The sequence below is a fragment of the Nakamurella alba genome, assembly GCF_009707545.1.
In the GTDB taxonomy this organism is placed as follows: domain Bacteria; phylum Actinomycetota; class Actinomycetes; order Mycobacteriales; family Nakamurellaceae; genus Nakamurella; species Nakamurella alba.
In genome coordinates this window covers 60,155-76,660 of the sequence record NZ_WLYK01000001.1, presented here as the reverse complement: position 1 = coordinate 76,660, position 16,506 = coordinate 60,155, and the positions used below count along the sequence as shown (strand labels likewise).

Annotated in this window: 16 protein-coding genes; 8 read left to right on the top strand and 8 right to left on the bottom strand. The window is 69.2% G+C overall.

The features are described 5' to 3' along the window. Positions 1 to 65: 65 nt before the first annotated feature. The 5 genes from GIS00_RS00365 to GIS00_RS00345 are packed head-to-tail and all read right to left on the bottom strand — an operon-like array spanning position 66 to position 4,713. The gene (locus tag GIS00_RS00365) at positions 66 to 920 is read right to left on the bottom strand and encodes an enoyl-CoA hydratase/isomerase family protein (RefSeq protein WP_154766470.1); all 855 of its coding nucleotides are present in this window, start codon (positions 918 to 920) and stop codon (positions 66 to 68) included. After that, positions 913 to 1,845, bottom strand: a complete 933-nt coding sequence (locus GIS00_RS00360) for an isocitrate lyase/PEP mutase family protein (protein ID WP_154766469.1) — start codon at positions 1,843 to 1,845, stop codon at positions 913 to 915. Before GIS00_RS00360 ends, GIS00_RS00365 begins: the two co-directional genes overlap by 8 nt. A 57-nt stretch (positions 1,846 to 1,902) precedes the next feature. Next, positions 1,903 to 2,550, bottom strand: a complete 648-nt coding sequence (locus GIS00_RS00355) for a cysteine hydrolase family protein (RefSeq protein WP_154766468.1) — start codon at positions 2,548 to 2,550, stop codon at positions 1,903 to 1,905. Beyond that, positions 2,547 to 3,485 (bottom strand): dihydrodipicolinate synthase family protein, encoded by a 939-nt coding sequence (locus GIS00_RS00350; protein WP_196073043.1) that lies wholly within the window; start codon positions 3,483 to 3,485, stop codon positions 2,547 to 2,549. Before GIS00_RS00350 ends, GIS00_RS00355 begins: the two co-directional genes overlap by 4 nt. Continuing rightward, the gene (locus GIS00_RS00345) at positions 3,469 to 4,713 is read right to left on the bottom strand and encodes a CaiB/BaiF CoA transferase family protein (RefSeq protein ID WP_154766466.1); all 1,245 of its coding nucleotides are present in this window, start codon (positions 4,711 to 4,713) and stop codon (positions 3,469 to 3,471) included. Before GIS00_RS00345 ends, GIS00_RS00350 begins: the two co-directional genes overlap by 17 nt. A gap of 194 nt (positions 4,714 to 4,907) precedes the next feature. Here GIS00_RS00345 and GIS00_RS00340 point away from each other — a divergent pair, with 194 nt between their 5' ends. Then, a complete protein-coding gene (locus GIS00_RS00340) occupies positions 4,908 to 5,675 on the top strand; it encodes a GntR family transcriptional regulator (protein WP_154766465.1) in 768 nt (255 codons plus the stop codon). A 359-nt stretch (positions 5,676 to 6,034) separates the two neighbouring features. Further along, entirely contained in the window at positions 6,035 to 6,838 is an 804-nt protein-coding gene (locus GIS00_RS00335; protein WP_154766464.1) for an alpha/beta fold hydrolase, read from the top strand. A gap of 138 nt (positions 6,839 to 6,976) precedes the next feature. Here the strand turns inward: GIS00_RS00335 and GIS00_RS00330 are convergent, their stop codons facing one another. Then, a complete protein-coding gene (locus GIS00_RS00330; RefSeq protein ID WP_154766463.1) occupies positions 6,977 to 7,537 on the bottom strand; it encodes a dihydrofolate reductase family protein in 561 nt (186 codons plus the stop codon). A gap of 126 nt (positions 7,538 to 7,663) precedes the next feature. Beyond that, positions 7,664 to 8,605 (bottom strand): alpha/beta hydrolase, encoded by a 942-nt coding sequence (locus GIS00_RS00325; protein ID WP_230312950.1) that lies wholly within the window; start codon positions 8,603 to 8,605, stop codon positions 7,664 to 7,666. A gap of 220 nt (positions 8,606 to 8,825) precedes the next feature. On the opposite strand from GIS00_RS00325, the gene GIS00_RS00320 reads away from it, so the two are divergent. The 6 genes from GIS00_RS00320 (at position 8,826) to GIS00_RS27105 (ending at position 15,195) form a co-directional block, all read left to right on the top strand. Next, complete coding sequence (locus tag GIS00_RS00320) at positions 8,826 to 9,743, top strand: LysR family transcriptional regulator (RefSeq protein WP_154766461.1); 918 nt, start codon at positions 8,826 to 8,828, stop codon at positions 9,741 to 9,743. 122 nt (positions 9,744 to 9,865) lie between these two features. Further along, positions 9,866 to 10,876, top strand: coding sequence for an alpha-hydroxy acid oxidase (locus GIS00_RS00315; protein WP_154766460.1), 1,011 nt, complete (start codon positions 9,866 to 9,868; stop codon positions 10,874 to 10,876). Positions 10,877 to 11,257: 381 nt separating this feature from the next. Next, the gene (locus tag GIS00_RS00310; RefSeq protein ID WP_154766459.1) at positions 11,258 to 12,247 is read left to right on the top strand and encodes an NAD-dependent epimerase/dehydratase family protein; all 990 of its coding nucleotides are present in this window, start codon (positions 11,258 to 11,260) and stop codon (positions 12,245 to 12,247) included. Next, entirely contained in the window at positions 12,244 to 13,197 is a 954-nt protein-coding gene (locus GIS00_RS00305; protein WP_196073042.1) for a glycosyltransferase family 2 protein, read from the top strand. The genes GIS00_RS00310 and GIS00_RS00305 overlap by 4 nt, the downstream gene beginning before the upstream one ends. Then, on the top strand, positions 13,194 to 14,228 hold the full coding sequence (locus GIS00_RS00300; RefSeq protein WP_154766457.1) for a glycosyltransferase family 2 protein: 1,035 nt from the start codon (positions 13,194 to 13,196) through the stop codon (positions 14,226 to 14,228). Before GIS00_RS00305 ends, GIS00_RS00300 begins: the two co-directional genes overlap by 4 nt. A 40-nt stretch (positions 14,229 to 14,268) precedes the next feature. Further along, the gene (locus GIS00_RS27105; protein WP_154766456.1) at positions 14,269 to 15,195 is read left to right on the top strand and encodes a glycosyltransferase family 2 protein; all 927 of its coding nucleotides are present in this window, start codon (positions 14,269 to 14,271) and stop codon (positions 15,193 to 15,195) included. A 186-nt stretch (positions 15,196 to 15,381) separates the two neighbouring features. On the opposite strand, the gene GIS00_RS00290 is transcribed toward GIS00_RS27105, so the two are convergent. Further along, a complete protein-coding gene (locus tag GIS00_RS00290) occupies positions 15,382 to 16,431 on the bottom strand; it encodes an NAD(P)-dependent alcohol dehydrogenase (protein ID WP_154766455.1) in 1,050 nt (349 codons plus the stop codon). Between the last annotated feature and the right edge of the window lie 75 nt (positions 16,432 to 16,506).

Here is a 16,506-nt window from a genome sequence, read left to right as displayed (position 1 = left end):
GCCTCGGAGGAGGCGCCGACACCGCAGTCGATAGGTGGCAGACATTGCGAGATCCTTTCTGGTTGCTACCGGTGACCGGCGCTGGTGGAATGTAAAGCAGTTTCTTTCCGGTGGAAGACATGGGGCGCGAAGTCGGGGACACGGCGATCTCCCGCGGCGCGCAGTCCCTCGGCGAATGCCGCGGAACCGAAATCGTCTGCCTGCGCTGCACCTTCGCGCGCGAAGGCCTGCTCGAGGGTCTCCGGGGCGCCGGACCGCAGATGTGCGGCCAGCGCGCCGAGCACCGCGGGCGACGACTCCGCGATCCCGTCGGCAATCTGCAGGGCACGGTCGAGCACGGACTGCGCCGGGACCGACTCGAGCGCCAACCCCATCCGGGCCGCGTCCTGTCCGCTGAAGTAGGAGCCGGAGAAGAGCAGGTACGCGGCGTGCTGCACTCCCACCAACCGGGGCAGGAACCACGATCCGCCCATGCCGGGGTGAAGTCCGAGACGGGAGAAGTTCAGCCGCAGCCGGGCGTCCTCGGCGACGATCCGGATGTCGCAACCGAGGGCCAGGCACAGTCCCGCTCCGACAGCGGCGCCGGCGACCGCCGCGATGGTCGGCACCGGCAGCTCCCGGAACGACAGACACTGCCGGTAGAAGCGGTGCATGTCGGCGGAGACGTCGACCCCGCCGGCCGCGCGCTGCTGCAGGGCGGTGAGCATGGCGAGATCACCGCCCGAGCTGAACGCCGGTGGCGCTCCTGTCACCACCAGACACCGCAGACCGGGATCGTCGCGCAGCTCGCCGACGGCCCGCTCGATCGCCACCGCCATGTCGGACCCAAGTGCATTGCGCCGTGTGTGGTCGACCAGAGTCAGTACTGCGACGCCGTTCTCGCGCCGGTCCAACGTCACCATCCGGTTCCGGTCAGACACGGGCGGTCCATCGCCGGTGGGCCGACACGTAGGCGTCGTAGTCCAGCGCCTTGTTGCAGTCGTCGTAGCTCGCCAGCCCGTCCCATCCGTCGAGCGACCCGTCGGTCAGCAGCCGGGTCATCGAGTCCTCCACGGCCTTCATCACGGCACACATCGACTGCACCGGGTAGACGGACAGGTGCACGCCGAGTTCGGGCAGTTCGGCGGCCGGAGGGTATCCCGCGAGCATCCCGTCCCCAGCGGCCTGCAGCATCGGCACCCCCGGGAATGCCGCGTGCAGGTCGGCCAGGTCCTTGCGGATCTGGGCCGCGTCCGGCCCCATGTACGGGATCGGGAAGAGCCCGTCGGCACCGGCCTCCAGGTAGACCGTGCACCGCTGCACCAGATCATCGAAGCCGTTGACCTTGCGGGCGTCGCACCGGGCCAGGATCAGGAGGTTGGGGTCCTGCCGTGCATCCACGGCAGCACGGATCTTGTCGGCCATGTGCTCTGCCGGGATGAGACCGTACGGCAGCTCGTCGGACTTGAAGTACGGGGCGCGTTTCGGCGAGATCTGGTCCTCGATGTGCAGTCCCGCGATGCCTGCCCGCTCGAGCTCACGGACGGCCCGGTAGACGTGCACCGGCTCTCCGTAGCCGTCGTCGGCATCGACGACGACCGGTACATCGACCGCCTCGGCCATGTTGTGTGCCGCATCGGCGACATCCTGCATCCGCATGATGCCGACATCGGTCACGCCGAGGAAAGATGCGGCGACCCCGGCGCCGGTCATGAAGATGGCCTCGGCACCCGCGTGGGCGGCGATCTTGGCCGTGAAGGCGTCGTGCATGCCGGGCAGGATCGTCGTCCGGCTGTCCTCGACGTTGCGTACCACCAGGTCGTGCAGACGTTGCCGCTTCTCGGCGGCGGTCACGGAGCTGAACATCGATGTCCTTTCGGTGCTGCAGGAGGGCTGCTCTGCGCTGCCCCGAGGGGATGGGACTCAGGAGGTCGCGGGGACCGTTCGGACGGCGCCTGCCCGGGACCACACCTGCTCGACCGTCGCCGAATCCGTGACGTGGCACCAGGAACGCAGGAAACCCAGGCTCCTGTCATGGTTCTCCTGCGCATAGGCGCCGCAGGCGTCCTCGACGACGATCGCGTGGTAACCCTCCGCGGTCGCGTGCCGGACGGTGAACTCCACCCCGATGTCGGTGGCGAAACCGCATACTGCGACCGATCGGACGCCACGGACCTTCAGCATGCTGTCGAGCGGGGTGTCGAAGAACAGCGACGGCTGCGACTTCCGCAGGACGTGGTGGTGCGGGGCCGGCCGCAGATCGGCGAGGAACTCGACGTCGTGACTCCCCTGCTGCAGCATCGGCCGCAACTGCCGCACATCGGTGACGGACTGCTTGCGCATCATCCACAGCAGCCACGGTGCCGGCGTCGCGTCGAGAGGCGGGAAGACGTGCTGGCTCCAGAACACCGGCACGCCCGCCGCATCGGCCGCAGTCACCAGGCGGTTGCCGGCACTCACGATCCCGGCGACGTTCGGCGCCTTCCCTGCGAGCCCGTTCTGCAGATCCCACATGATCAGCGCGGTGCTGTCGGGATCCAGTGCCGCTTCGGCGGTCACGGGGATGCTCATCGGGCGATCACCTCCGACATGCCCTGCAGCTCGGGGATCTTCAGCGCCTTGACATCGGCCAGCAACACGTCGAGATCGTCGTCCGGGATCGGCAGGAGTGGTGCTCTGAGCGAACCTCCCGGCAGGCCGAGCGCATTCATCAACGGCTTGAGCCCCCGGCCGACGCTGCCGCCGAACCTGTCGATGGCAGCCCACAGCCCGAGGATCTGATCGAAAGAGGTGCGCAGGGACTGCTGGTCGCCGGCCACGAAATGGCGGACGACGTCGGCGAAAAGTCGGGGCGCCACATTCCCTTCGGCGCCCATGAGGCCGGTTCCACCGAGGCTGAGGACGTTGACGGCGTTCCACACACCGGCACAATGGATCTCCAGCCGGTAACCCAGTTCCCGGATCGCGGACGCCAGGTACTTCGGGTCCATCACCGAGATGTTCATGCCGACGAAGTTCTGGTGCCTTTCGGCAAGCCCGACGAGCAACTCGATCGGCAGGGTGTAACCGATGAAGAAGTGACTGGAGAGGTAGACCGGCAGCGACGTCGCAGAGATCGCCGCGTCGTAGTAGGCGGCCATCTCGGCGAGCGAGGGTTTCGCGCCGTGACCGATGTCGAGCGAGTACACCTGCACCGCATCGACTCCCAGCTCCTCCGACCGGCGGACGAACCTGATCATCTCGTCCGGTGTCCGGGGCTCGCGGCCCATCGCCCGCACCGGGACCTGCCCGCGCAGCTCCTCGACCCCGATGGCGAGCACCCGGTCACGCTCGGCATCGGACAGGGTGAAGGCCTCGCCGATACCGGGGCCGACGAGGTTCACCGCCACCCCGGCGTCCCGGAGGCGGCCCAGTTGATGGCGGAAGGCGACCTCGTCGACTGCGCCGTCCGCACCGTACGGGGTGGCTGCCACCACGATCGCGTAGCGCTCAGGAAGTTTCGGCATGCGTTCTCCTGTCAGAGTTCTCGGTGTTGTACACAGGGACGGTGGAGCCCTCGCGGGCGACACCGGGGATGTCATCGAGCCAGGCAGCGACGGACGGCTCGTCGCCGGGTCGGTGGTAGCGCGGGGCGGAAACGTGCGGCCCGAAACGGTCGCCGTCGACCACGATCGGCAGGTCGACGACCGGGATCGACGAGTAGTCCGGATCTCCCACGGCGCGGGTGAGCAGACCTTGCTCGGCCACAGCGGGATCGAGCAGGGCCGACGCGAGATCGTTGACCTTCGAACACGGTACGGATGCCGCGGTGAGCCGCTCCACCAGTTCGTCCGCGAGCAGGGCGGCGGTCCGGCCTCCGATCAACCCGGCCAGCGGATCCCGGTGTTGGACCCGGCTCGCAGGACTCGCAAACCTGCTGTCCTGCAGCGCTTCCGGGAGATCCAGGACCTGACACAACCGCTGGAAATGTCGATCATTGCCCGCGGCGATCATGACATGTCCGTCCAGAACCGGGAACGCCTGGTAGGGCGCTGTGAGCGGGGAACCCGACCCCAGTGGCGCGGGGCTCCCCCCGACCAGGGCATGCCAGGACACCTGGTGGGTCATCATCATCATGATCGAATCCAGCAGGCTCACGCCGACGGTGCACCCCGCCCCCGATGCGTCCCGCTCCCGCAGCGCAGCGAGAACACCCAGGGCAACCCACATACCGGTGCTGAGATCGGTCAACGAGGCCGGGACCCGTACGGGTTCGCCACCTTCCGATCCCGTCATGGCCATCAGCCCGGAGAACGCCTGGACGATCGGGTCATAGCCGGACATGTGCCGGAACCGACCTTGCTCACCGAAGGCACTCACGGATGCGTGGACGAGGCCGGGGTTGACCGCCCGCAGCTCCTCGGCGCCGAGCCCGAGCTGCTCGAGGACACCTGGACGGAAGCTCTGCACCAGCACATCTGCACCCGTGGCGAGTTCCCGGGCAACCTGGCGGTCGGCCGAGTCCTTCAGATCCAGCGTGATCGACCGCTTGTTCCTGTTCAAGGCATAGAAGCAGGTGCTCAGTCCCTTCCACTTCGGCGCGAACCCCCGGGCGTCATCGCCGCCACCCGGCCGCTCGATCTTGAGGACATCGGCACCCAGATCGCCGAGGATCATCGACGCGAAGGGGCCGGCCAGATTGACCGAGAAGTCGAGAACCCTGACACCGCGCAGCGTGTTCCGCAGCGGATTCATGCGCTTGTCCTTCCACGCCGCACGGACAGGTCCGGCGACCGAGATGCAGTCGACCTTGAGTGCTTCTATTGGCCGTACAATACACGACAAGAGCACTGCGTCAACTGATCCGGTGGGCGTAGACGGTAGGGTGATCGAACCTCTCAGAGCCCGTCGGACCGGCGGGTGGACGACGCAAGGAAGGCGGGGCGGATGTGACTCCCGCTGAACCGTCGTATCGGAGCCTGGCGAACGATCTGCGCGCGCGGATCGCCCGGCAGGATTTCGGGCAGGAGGGTCGGCTGCCGACCGAGTCGGCGTTGAGCGAGCAGTACGGGCTCAGCAGGCAGACCGTGCGGCGCGCCTACCAGGAACTGGCCGCCGAGGGCCTGGTCCGGCGCTACCGCCGCTGGGGAACCTTCGCGTCTCCGCCGGGGCAGTACATCCGGACCTTCGGCGCACTCGACGATGTCATCGCGATGTCACCCGACGCCGAGGTCCGTGTCATCCGCGCCCTCGGCCCACAGGACCAGCCCGACTCCGACGCCGTCCTCGCACTCGACACGACCGAGATCTGCGAGATCCAGGTGCTGAGGTTGAACAACGACGTCGCCTTCGGAGTCGCGCGCATCTACCTGCCGGCCGAGCTGGGCGAGCGGCTCGCCGAGAGCGGCGCCGTACCCGGCAGCGGTGAACCCGTTGGCGGCATGATCATCTCACGGGTCGAGCAGGTCTGGCCGCGACCGGTCGCCCTCGTCCGGCAGGAGCTCACCGTCGCACCGGTCGGTGACGAACTTGCCCCACTGATCGGTTGCTCCCCCGGCCAGTCCGTGCTGCGGATCAACCGCGTCTTTCTCGACAACGAGGACGTCCCCGTCCAGTACACGGTCAACTACTTCAACTCCGACCGCTACCGCTATCGCGTCGAACTCCACCGCAATCACAGATCCGAGGACGGTGGCGTGTTCCGCAACGGCCGGTGAGGGCTACGTCCATCGAGGCAGCATGCGTTTCGCAACTGAAACATTCGGCGGGACGCTCACGTTCTCCCCAGTGACCCCGCCCTTCCTTCGTTGTCGCGCGCCCTGTCAACCGGGCGGGCTCAGGCAACCGGCCAGGATCGTGTCCATCTGCCCACGCCGAAGTTCGGCACCGGCATCGAGCAGTCCGCCGAGAATCCGGGCGGCGTAGCGTTCTGAGCAGAAGGCGTCTGCACCGGGATGTGAACCACGATGGAGGTGCACACTTGCAGTGGCAACGACGCGCTTGGCAGGCAGGTGGGTGGAGCTTCGATCCCGAGCGGCCGCGAACCCCGCCACCGACCGATCCGAAAGGGCACCTCATGACCGGTTCGATCACCGCACCGCCTCCGCCACGGGTGCTCGGATCCTCGGGACCTGCGGTGCTGCTCCTGCCCGGAGGTGCCGAACAGGTCGAAGGCTTCTTCCCGGGCCTGGCCGAGGGACTCCTCGAGGAGCCCGGCTGCCGGGTGATCCTGTGGGACCGGCCGGGGGTCAGCGGCACCCCTGGCGACGTGCTGCTGGCCGACGCCGCCGATCACGTCCACGAGATGCTGAGTGCTCATGGACTCGGCCCCGTGGTTGCCATCGGGCAGAGCCTGGGCGGCGCTGTCGCACTGTTGACGGCCGTGCAGCACCCCGATGACATCGCCGGCCTGGTGCTGCTCGACCCGACACCGATCAACGATCCCCGCATCTGTCGGCAACTCGGACGGTCTCTCCGACTCCTGGCCGGCATCCGCCCACGATCCCTGCGTAAGGTGCTCGCGGGCCGGCTCGTCAACTCCGCGGGCAAGAAGTTGCTCCGGCGCCCCGACCTGCGCCCCGAGGCGCGCCCTGCGATCCAACGCACGATGCAGCTCGACCTGGACCTCCTGGCCAGGTCGGTGGTCGGGATCAATGACGTCGCAGTTCGTTTCGATCCAGCGCGCCTGCGGCACGTCCCGGCCGCCGTGGTGACCGCCGACCGTAAGGAGTCGTCGCCGATCCGGAAGGCTCACGTGCGGCTGGCACAAGCGCTCGGCACGACCGTGCTCGCCTGGCCTACCGCCGAGCACTCGGTGCACCTGACACACCCGGACGAAGTTCTCGACGCGGCCCGACATGTCGTCCGTCGGGTCACCTGACCGCTGTTGACACCAGCAGGCTCCGCCGCGTGTCCACGATGCGCTCATTGCGGGCCGAGGTCCGATCAGTTGGAAGCCCGCTGCACTGCTGATCGATGGCCTGCGCTCCTGACTCCTACCCCTGGACCGAGGACATGATCAGCCGCCGGGCCGGGCTCTCACCGCCACTGCACCTGACTTGAACATCCGCCGGTCCACCACCTCGAGCTGGATCCGCTCGCGCAGCCCGGCCAGCAGCGTCGGGCCGTGGCCGGCGAGGACCGGGTGAACGAGGAACTCGTACTCGTCGATCAATCCCAGATCCGCCAGTGCCAGCGGAAGCGTGACCCCGCCGACCCACAACGCACCGCCGGACTCTGCCTTGAGCCGCCGCACCGACTCTCCCAGATCGCTTGTCACCAACTCGGCATTCCAGTCGACCTCGCCCAGGGTGCTCGACACGACGTACTTCCGGGCACCGTCGATCGCCTCGGCGAAGCGGATCTCCCGCTCCCCCATCCAGTCCGGCCACACGCCGGTGGATGGCCGTCGCCACGCGGACTGCATCATCTCGAAGGTCACCCGGCCGAAGAGCAGTCCGTCGGCCTGTTCCATCTGCTCGGCCCAGAAGGCCATCGACTCGTCGTCCGGAGCTAGCCCGGCCTCGTGATGGCAGCAGCCGTCCAGCGTGACGTTGATCGAGTAGCGCAGTGGTCTCATCCTGGCCGCCTTCTCCTGCCGGGGTTTCGCGTCATCCGGACCCTACAGAGACCCCCGCCAGGACCACTTCTCATCGGCACTGTGCGAATCGCCCGGACAAGGCGCGCCGGGCCCGCCGACCGGAACTCAGTGCAGCGCCGACCTGAGCCAGCTGATCACCGTCGGCAGCAGTTCGTCGAGCTTGTTCATGGCGCAATGCGTGCCACCAGGGATCACGCGGACATCGGCCTGCGCAAAGCCCCGCCACAGGTCCAGATCCGCGGACGGGACGTGCGGATCGTCGTCGCCGTTGATCACCAACGTCCGACACGCCCTGCCGGCCGCGACCAGATCGTCCAGAGCCAGTGTGCCGGCATGGGAGAGGAACTGGGCGTCCGTCGGTGGGCCGGCGAAACCGAAGGCGTTGCCGACGATGCCACCCATGCTCTGCGCCAGTTCGTGGAAATGTCCCGGACCGAAGGACGCTGTGGTCACCGGTCCGCCGATGACCACCGCCGCGTCCACGGCCTCGGTCAGGGAGGAGTGGGCGGCGAACCAACCGCCGAAACTGAACCCCAGATGCCCGACTTTCCCGGTGGTCAACGTACGTGCATACGCAACAAAACCATCGACGACCGCAGCGGAGTCGCGGGTCAGGGGCACGTGGGTCAGTTCGCCGGTACCCGGATGGTCGAATGCGAGGACCCTGACCCCGGCACCGAGCACGTAGGCGATCCACATCTGGTGAAGATCCATCTTCCACGTGTCGACGCCACCGCTGACGAGCAGCACCGGGGTGGCCGCGGTGGCATCCCGCCCGGCCAGCAGGTGGACCGGAACCTCCACCACCTCGCCGCTCACGACGGTGGTGACCGTGCGTCGCTCGAACGTCACCGGGAACTCCTCGGACGCCCGGACGTACTGCTCGATCTGGTGCTGCATCGCGATCGCCTTGGGCCTGTCGGCCAAGCAGGGATAGCGTGCACCGCCGTAGGCCAGCGAGGCGAGCCAAGGCTGTCCCGATTCGGCATACCTGTCAGCGATCCTGCTCCATTCGAAACACCAGCCACCCGGGCCGTCAGCCCACATGTCGGTGATCGTTGCCATCAGGAACTCGAGGTCGGTACGCGGCACGCCGAGACCCACGAACTGCGGGGCTCTCTCGGCGAACACGTCGCGGGGATCACTGGGGAAGGTCTAGCTCATCATCGCCTCCGGTGCTCGGGAGTCAGGTCGGACCTCGTCACCGTCCCAGTCGCCGTCGTCAGCGGGAACTGCGAAGTTGCCAGACCGGCTATGTTCTACGGACATGGCGCTCGAACTCTCCCAGTGGCGGGCGTTCCTAACCGTCGCGGAGTGCGGCAGCCTCATCAAGGCGGCACAGGTGTTGCACACCGACCAGCCGGCGCTCAGCCGGGCCCTGCGCCGGACGGAACGGGCTGTCGGCGCGCCGTTGTTCGTCCGCAGCAACAGGGGCGTCATGCTCACGGATCTCGGACGCCGCCTCCTGGATCCGGCCAGGAAACTCGTGGAGCACTCTGCCGCCGTCGACACCGAAGTACAGGCCGAGGTACGACGTGCCTCCGGCGTGCTGCGCGTCGGTGCCGTCGACATCTACCCGATCAATGCGGCGATCGCCGAGGCAGTCTCCGGGCTCGTGGTGTCGGGCCGGCCGCTCGGCACCGAGGTCGTCGGTCTGCCCTGGCTGTCCCACCCTCGCGCACTGCTCGCCCGAACCATCGACATCGGCTTCGATCTCACCGTCGATGGTCAGCTCCTCGAGCCGGGACTGCTGCGCCGCCGGCCGATCTGGACGGAGACGGAGGCATTCGCGGTGATCTCCGATCGCCACCCGCTGGCCGGCGCGGAGGTCCTGGACCCCCGCGACCTGGCCGAGGTGCCGCTGCACCTGCCGGACAAGGCCCTGAGTCCCGCGATCCACGACCTGATCCTCGGCAACCTGGCCGGGGCCGGCGTGCCGGCGCCACGCCGCGCGGAGCCGCTCGGGACCATGGCCGACGTCATCGCCCAGATCACCGCCGGTCACGGTTGGCTCTACAGCGCAGGCACTCTCGGCCGTCACGTTCCTCCAGGTACCGTCGCGAGGCCGCTCCGGGTCGCGCTCCGGCGGCCCGTACGCTTCGAGCTCGTCTGGCACGTCAACACCGATCCCGAGGCCACCGAGGCTTTCAGTTCCCGGTTCATGACGGTTCTCGACGGACGGTGAATCAGCCCTGTCCACCGATGGTCACAAACTGATCAGCGGCGACGGGCGCTCGGAGGGGCTGCACGGCACAATGCCGAGGAAGCGGGACATCAGTGTTCCCCACGACACCGGGCGGTGGGTAGGTGGATCTGGCGATGCTGCTCCGCTCGGCCACGGAGCTGCTCCCTGCCGATGTCCTGCACTACCTGCAGGCCACCGCAGGCCCGGATTCCGACGCCGACGAGAAGGCATGGCAGTCGGTCGCTCTGGTCCCCCGGGTGCTGCAGGGCGTCGATCCCGTCGACACCCGGACGAGCCTTGCGGGCCGCTCCTGGGCGACCCCGATCCATGTGAGCGCCACGGCCGCGCACGGGCTGTACCACCCGGAGGCGGAGGTCGCGACAGCCAGGGCGGCGCGGAAGGCGGGCGCCCTGTTCTGCTACTCCAGCTCGGCCACCCTCGAGGTCACCGCCTTCGCGGCCGCGGCCGGCGGGCCGTTCTGGGCGCAGGTCTACGTGATGACCGACCGGGGTCGCACCCGGGACTACCTGGCCCGCTGTGTTGCCGGCGGGGCCGAGGCGCTGGTGCTCACCGTCGACAATCCCGGCCGCATCGGCGATCCGCCGTTCCGGACGGTCACCTCCGGGTTCGACGTCCGGCCGGGCAACTACCCGGGCTGGGACTGGCCGACCATGTCGGCGCACATCACGGCTGCCCTGACCCCTGCCTCGATCGGCGAGCTGGCCACGGAGTCCGGCCTGCCGGTCTGGGTGAAGGGAGTCCTGGACCCGCGGGATGCAGCTGCAGCGGTGGACGCCGGTGCCACCGGGATCATCGTCTCCAACCACGGGCGGCGGCAGCTCGCGGGCGTGGTCACCGTGGCGGTGGTTCTTCCCGGCATCGTCGACGCGGTGGGCGGGGAGGTGCCCGTCCTGGTGGACGGTGGCATCCGCTCCGGGACCGATGTCCTGCGCGCGCTGACCCTGGGCGCGACCGGGGTCGGCATCGGCCGTCCGGCACTGTGGGCGCTCGCCGTCGGCGGCCCGACGGGGGTGACCACTCTGCTCGACGACCTCACCGCCGACCTCCGGCGCGGGATGGCCGGGCTCGGCGCCGGCACGATCGACGGCATCCGGGACCACCGGTCCCCCTGACCGGAAGCGCGACCAGGCAGTTCCGTCAGTGAGTTCACGCCCCGTCACCACTGCAGGACCCTCGGTGCCCAACCGGACGCGCTCCTCGGAGTGATCGAACCGTCACAAGAACGCAGGAACCGGGCAACGGCGTGTCGGTCAACAACCCTTTGGAGTTGCCCTATCGCTCGTTCGGCCTAGATGCCCACTACTGACGGTAGCCTATGGTGGGCTGCACAAAGGCGCCATTACCCGGGGAGGGAGCATGCGGCAGCGGGATCGACGACACCGGACGACCCTGCCCTGCCGCCGGCCATTGCTACCGGAGTCCGCATGCTGCAACCGATCTCACCGCGATGCGAAGTTGCGGCGGGAACAGCCGCTCCGGAAGGAGAGTCCGGCATGCCGTCACCGTTGAAAGGCGGTCCGACGCGCGCGATCGACCACGCCGTGGTGCTCGGAGGTGCCGGGTTCATCGGGTCGAACCTGTGCGAGCAGCTCCTTCGCCGGGGTGTGCGGGTGACCTGCGTCGACGACTTCAGCACCGGCTCCCCGTCGAACATCGCCGGGTTCCGGGCGCTCGGCGACTTCAGGTTCGTGCACCACGACATCTGCGACGGACCGATCCCGCTCGACGACCGGGATCCGGTCGGCGCGGTGTTCCACCTCGCGTCGCCCGCCTCCCCCGTCAAGTACCTGGAGCTGCAACTCGAGACGCTGCAGGTGGCGTCGATCGGCACGTTCCACGCACTCGACCTCGCGGCCCGGACCGGCGCCCGGTTCGTCTACACCTCCACCTCCGAGGTCTACGGGGACCCGGAGGTCAGCCCGCAGCCGGAGACCTACGTCGGCCGTCTCAGCAGCATCGCCGAGCGGGCCGTGTACACCGAGGGCAAGCGGTTCGGGGAGACGCTGGTCTCGACGTACCGCCGGACCCGCGGCGTCGACACCGGGATCGTCCGGCTGTTCAACTCCTACGGCCCGCGGATGTCGCCCGACGACGGCCGCCTGGTACCGACTTTCGTCGGACAGGCCGCCGCCGGCCTCCCGCTGACCGTCGCCGGGAACGGGGCGCAGTCGCGATCGCTCTGCCACGTGGACGACATCGTCGACGGACTGCTGGCGATGATGACCTCCGACACCCCCGGTCCGGTCAACCTGGGTAACGACGACGAGCGGACGGTGCTGGACCTGGCGCTGCTCATCCGCGAGCTGTGCGGATCGTCCTCGCCGATCGAGTTCGTGCAGCGGCTCGCGGACGACCCGTCGCGCCGGTGCCCGGACATCCGTCTCGCGGCAGAAGTTCTCGGCTGGGCGCCGCAGGTGACGGTGACCGACGGCCTGCGCCGGACCGTCGACTGGTACCGCTCCATGACCGCGGCCGTCGCGTGAGTCGACCGCGCTGGGCGGTGGTGGTCGTGAACTTCCGCAGCAGCGCCCTGCTGTCGGAGAACTTCGGATTCACCGCCGACCTGCCCGCGGACGCCGTCACCGTGGTGGTCGACAACTCCGCCGACGAGGCCGAGCTCCGCACCCTGCACCGGGTTGCCGATCGCCGGGGCTGGACGATTGTCACCTCGGCCGGCAACCCGGGATTCGGTGCAGCGGTGAATCTCGGTGCTGCCACTGCCTTCTCCCTCGGCTGCGAAGCCCTGCTCCTGGTCAACCCGGACGTGCGACTCGACGCCGGGACGGCGCAGGCGCTGGTCGGGACCTGTCTGGACGACGTCGGCGCCATGGCCGCGCCACTCATCCGGGACAGCACCGGAGCCGTCACCTTCCGCGGGTCGGAGGTGAGCATGCGGGACGGCCGGATCCGCGGCCTGGGCCCGGTCGTGATCACCGCCGACGGGCCCGCACCGGGAGTGGCCCGCCTGCCCGCGGGATCCGAGAGATGGCTGACGGGAGCCTGCCTCGCCGTGCACCGCGACCTGTTCACCCGCATCGGCGGGTTCGACCCCGGCTATTTCATGTACTGGGAGGACGTCGACTTCAGCGTCCGGGCCGCGCGGGCCGGGGCCACCCTGGCGCTACGGCTGGACCTGGAGGTCGTCCACGACGAGGGTGGCACCCAGCGGCGTCCCCGCGCCGGTCGGGGGAAGTCCGGTCTGTACTACTTCTACAACGCCCGGAACCGGCTGCGTTTCGCCGCCCGGTTGGTGCCACGGGGTCAGCGACGCGATTGGGTGCTCGGCACCCCGGCGGTGAGCTGGGAGATCTACCGGCGCGGCGGACGCAGACAGCTGCTGCAGGCACCGATGTCGCTGGTGCACCTGGTCCGGGGTGCCGCGACCGGCCTCCTCGCCCTGGCCCCGCGTCGGGTGGGCAGGCGGTCGGCATGACCGTCCTCGAGGAGCTCGCCGACCCGCGCCCGTCACCCGGCCCCGCCGCTGTCCGGGTCCGGATCGCCATGCTGACCTTCCACCGCCCGCAGGACCTGGCCGAGGTGCTCCCGCTGCTGACGGCCCAGGCCGACGAGGCCGCCCGACACCGATGGCCGGCCGGCCGTTCGCTGGACGTCGGCATCGTGATCGTCGACAACGACCCCGCGGGCAGCGGACGTCCCGCCGTCCGTGCCTCCGGGGTCTCGGTGCACTACGTCGTGGAGCCGACGCCCGGCATCGCTGCCGCCCGCAATCGCGCGCTGGACGAGACCACCGGCGCCGACATCGTGGTGTTCATCGACGACGACGAGCGCCCGCACCCGCGCTGGCTGGTCGGGCTGCTGGAGACGCACTTCGCCACCGGGGCGGCCGCGGTGGCCGGGCCGGTGATCTCGCAGTTCGTCGGCGACCTCGACCCGTGGGTCGCCGCCGGTGCGTTCTTCCACCGGCGGCGCCTGCCGACCGGCACCCGGATCGAGGTGGCCGCCACCAACAACCTGCTGCTCGACCGTCGACAGGTGGACGCGCTGCGGCTCCGGTTCGACCGCCGGTTCGGGCTCAGCGGTGCGGATGACACCTACTTCTCCAGCTCCCTGCACCGGAGCGGCGCCGAGATGGTGTGGTGCGACTCGGCGATCGTGACCGATGTCGTGCCCGCGGAGCGGATGACCCGGTCCTGGGTCGTCCGCCGGGCGTTCAGCAGCGGCAACTCCTCAGCCCTGGTGGCGGTGGAACTGCGGGAGCGGGTGCTCGGTCGCACCGCCACCCGGTTGCGACAGATCGGCCGCGGACTGATCAGGTGCGCGGCGGGCGGCACCCGGTTCGCCGCCGGTCTCGTCCTCACGGCACCGTCCCACCAGACCCGAGGCCTGCGCACCCTGGCTCGCGGCGCCGGGATGCTGGTCGGCAGCGCGAGCCTGATCTACCAGGAGTACGGGGCGGCCTCCAAGCGGAAGCGGCGTCTCCGGCGACTCGGCCCGGTGAACTGACATCGACCGCAGCGAAACGGTTCCCGCACCGCCGGCCGTGGTGGTGGCCGTCCTCAGCTACTGCCGGCCGGACTTCCTCCGACGGCTGCTCCCGCTGCTCCGTGACCAGTTGGTAGAACTGAAGCGCGGCACGGAGCACCACCGGGCCGAGATCCTGGTCGTGGACAACGATCCCGACGCAGGAGTGCGCACACTCGCCCGCGACTGGGCGGTCCACGGGGTGCGCTACGTCCACGAACCGCATCCGGGGATCGCCGCGGCCCGGAACCGGGCCCTCGACACCACCCGCGACGGTCTGCTGGTGTTCATCGACGACGACGAGATACCCGAGAACGGTTGGCTTCTCGCGCTGGTCGCGGCCTGGCGTCGTTGGGACTGCGCCGCGGTCACCGGTCCGGCCCGCGTCGAGTTCCCGCACGGTACCGACCCGTGGGTGCTCGCCTGCGGGGCGCTCGACCAGCCGGTGCGGCCGAACGGAACGGTCGTCGCGAGTGCAGCGACGAACAACCTGCTGCTCGACGTCGCCCGCATCCACGGCCTCGACCTGCGGTTCGACGAGCACTTCGGCCTGCTCGGCGGCGAGGACACCGTCTTCGGGCACACGCTGACCCGCCGGGGCGCCACCATCCGCTGGTGCACCGAGGCGGTGGTCATCGATCCGATCCGTACGGAACGGGCGACCCGGGGCTGGATGCTGCGGCGTTCCTACCGGGCCGGCACCACCTGGAGCCAGTTGCAACTGCGGGTGGACGCCCACGGACTGCCGCGCACCGGACGGACCTGGCACACCCGCCTGGAGTTGCTGGTCCGCGGCCTGGTCCGGATGGCCCGCGGTTCCGGACGCGCCCTGCACGGGGTACTGGTGCGACAGGTCGGCGCCACCGCCACCGGTGGGATCGCGATCGCCAGCGGCGCCGGCATGGTGCTCGGCGCAGTCGGTGTCACCGTGCGGGAGTACGGACGCTGATGGGCACTCACTGGTCGCACCCAGGTACCCGGTCGGCGGAGGTCATCGGTGTGTGGGAACGAGAACCGGTAGGTACAGGTGAGTCAGGGCGCGGCCACCGTGCCGGCCCGCGCTGTGGACCACCGGGAACGACTCCGGGCCCGACCTGTGCAGGTCGGGCCCGGAGCCGTCGGGGTTCTGGAACTGTCAGGCAGCGCCGATGGTGGCGGTGTCGATGACGAACCGATAGCGGACGTCGCTGGAGAGCACACGCTCGTAGGCGTCGTTGATCTGCTCCGCGCCGATCAGCTCGACCTCGGGAGCGATGCCGTGCTCGGCGCAGAAGTCGAGCATCTCCTGGGTCTCGGCGATCGACCCGATGCTCGAGCCGGCGAAGGTGAGCCGGTTGCGGAACAGCGAGAACACCTGCACCGGCAGCGGCTCCGGCGGGGCACCGACGTTGACCAGGGCGCCGTCCAGCCGCAGCAGACCGAGGTAGCGCTGCACGTCGATCGGCGCGGAGACGGTGTTGACGATGATGTCGAAGTGGTTGGCCAGCTTCTCGAAAGTCTCGGGATCACTGGTGGCGGCGTAGTTGTCGGCGCCGAACCGGAATCCGTCGTCCTGCTTGGACAGCGACTGCGACAGCACGGTGACCTCGGCACCCATCGCGTGGGCGATCTTGACCGCCATGTGTCCCAGGCCGCCCATGCCGACCACCGCGACCCGCTTGCCGGGCGCGGCCTTCCAGTGCGCCAGCGGCGAGTAGGTGGTGATGCCGGCGCAGAGCAGCGGCGCCGCGGCCTCGTAGCTGATGGACTCCGGCACCCGGAGCACGAAGTCCTGGTCGACCACGACATGGGTGGAGTACCCGCCCTGGGTGATCGTGCCGTCCCGGTCGACCGCGTTGTAGGTCTGTGTGTTGCCCTTCAGGCAGTAGTTCTCCATCCCGGCGCGGCAGTTGTCGCACTCCCGGCAGGAGTTGACCATGCAGCCGACACCGACGCGGTCGCCCACGGCGTACTTGGTCACGTCGGGGCCGACTTCGACGACCTCGCCGACGATCTCGTGACCGACGACCTGCGGATAGGTGACCGGCCCCCAGTCGCCGCGCACGGTGTGGATGTCGGAGTGGCAGATGCCGGCGTACCGGATGGCGATCAGCACATCGGTCGCGCCGACGGCGCGCCGCTCGATGGTGACCGGCACGAGCGGTTCGGTCGCGGACGGGGCCGCCCAGGCATGCACGGTGGACATGGTGTTTCTCCTTCGGATGGCGGCGACCGGTCGTGACCGGTCGCCGGTGGCGAGGCGTGGACCGACAGAGTGCCG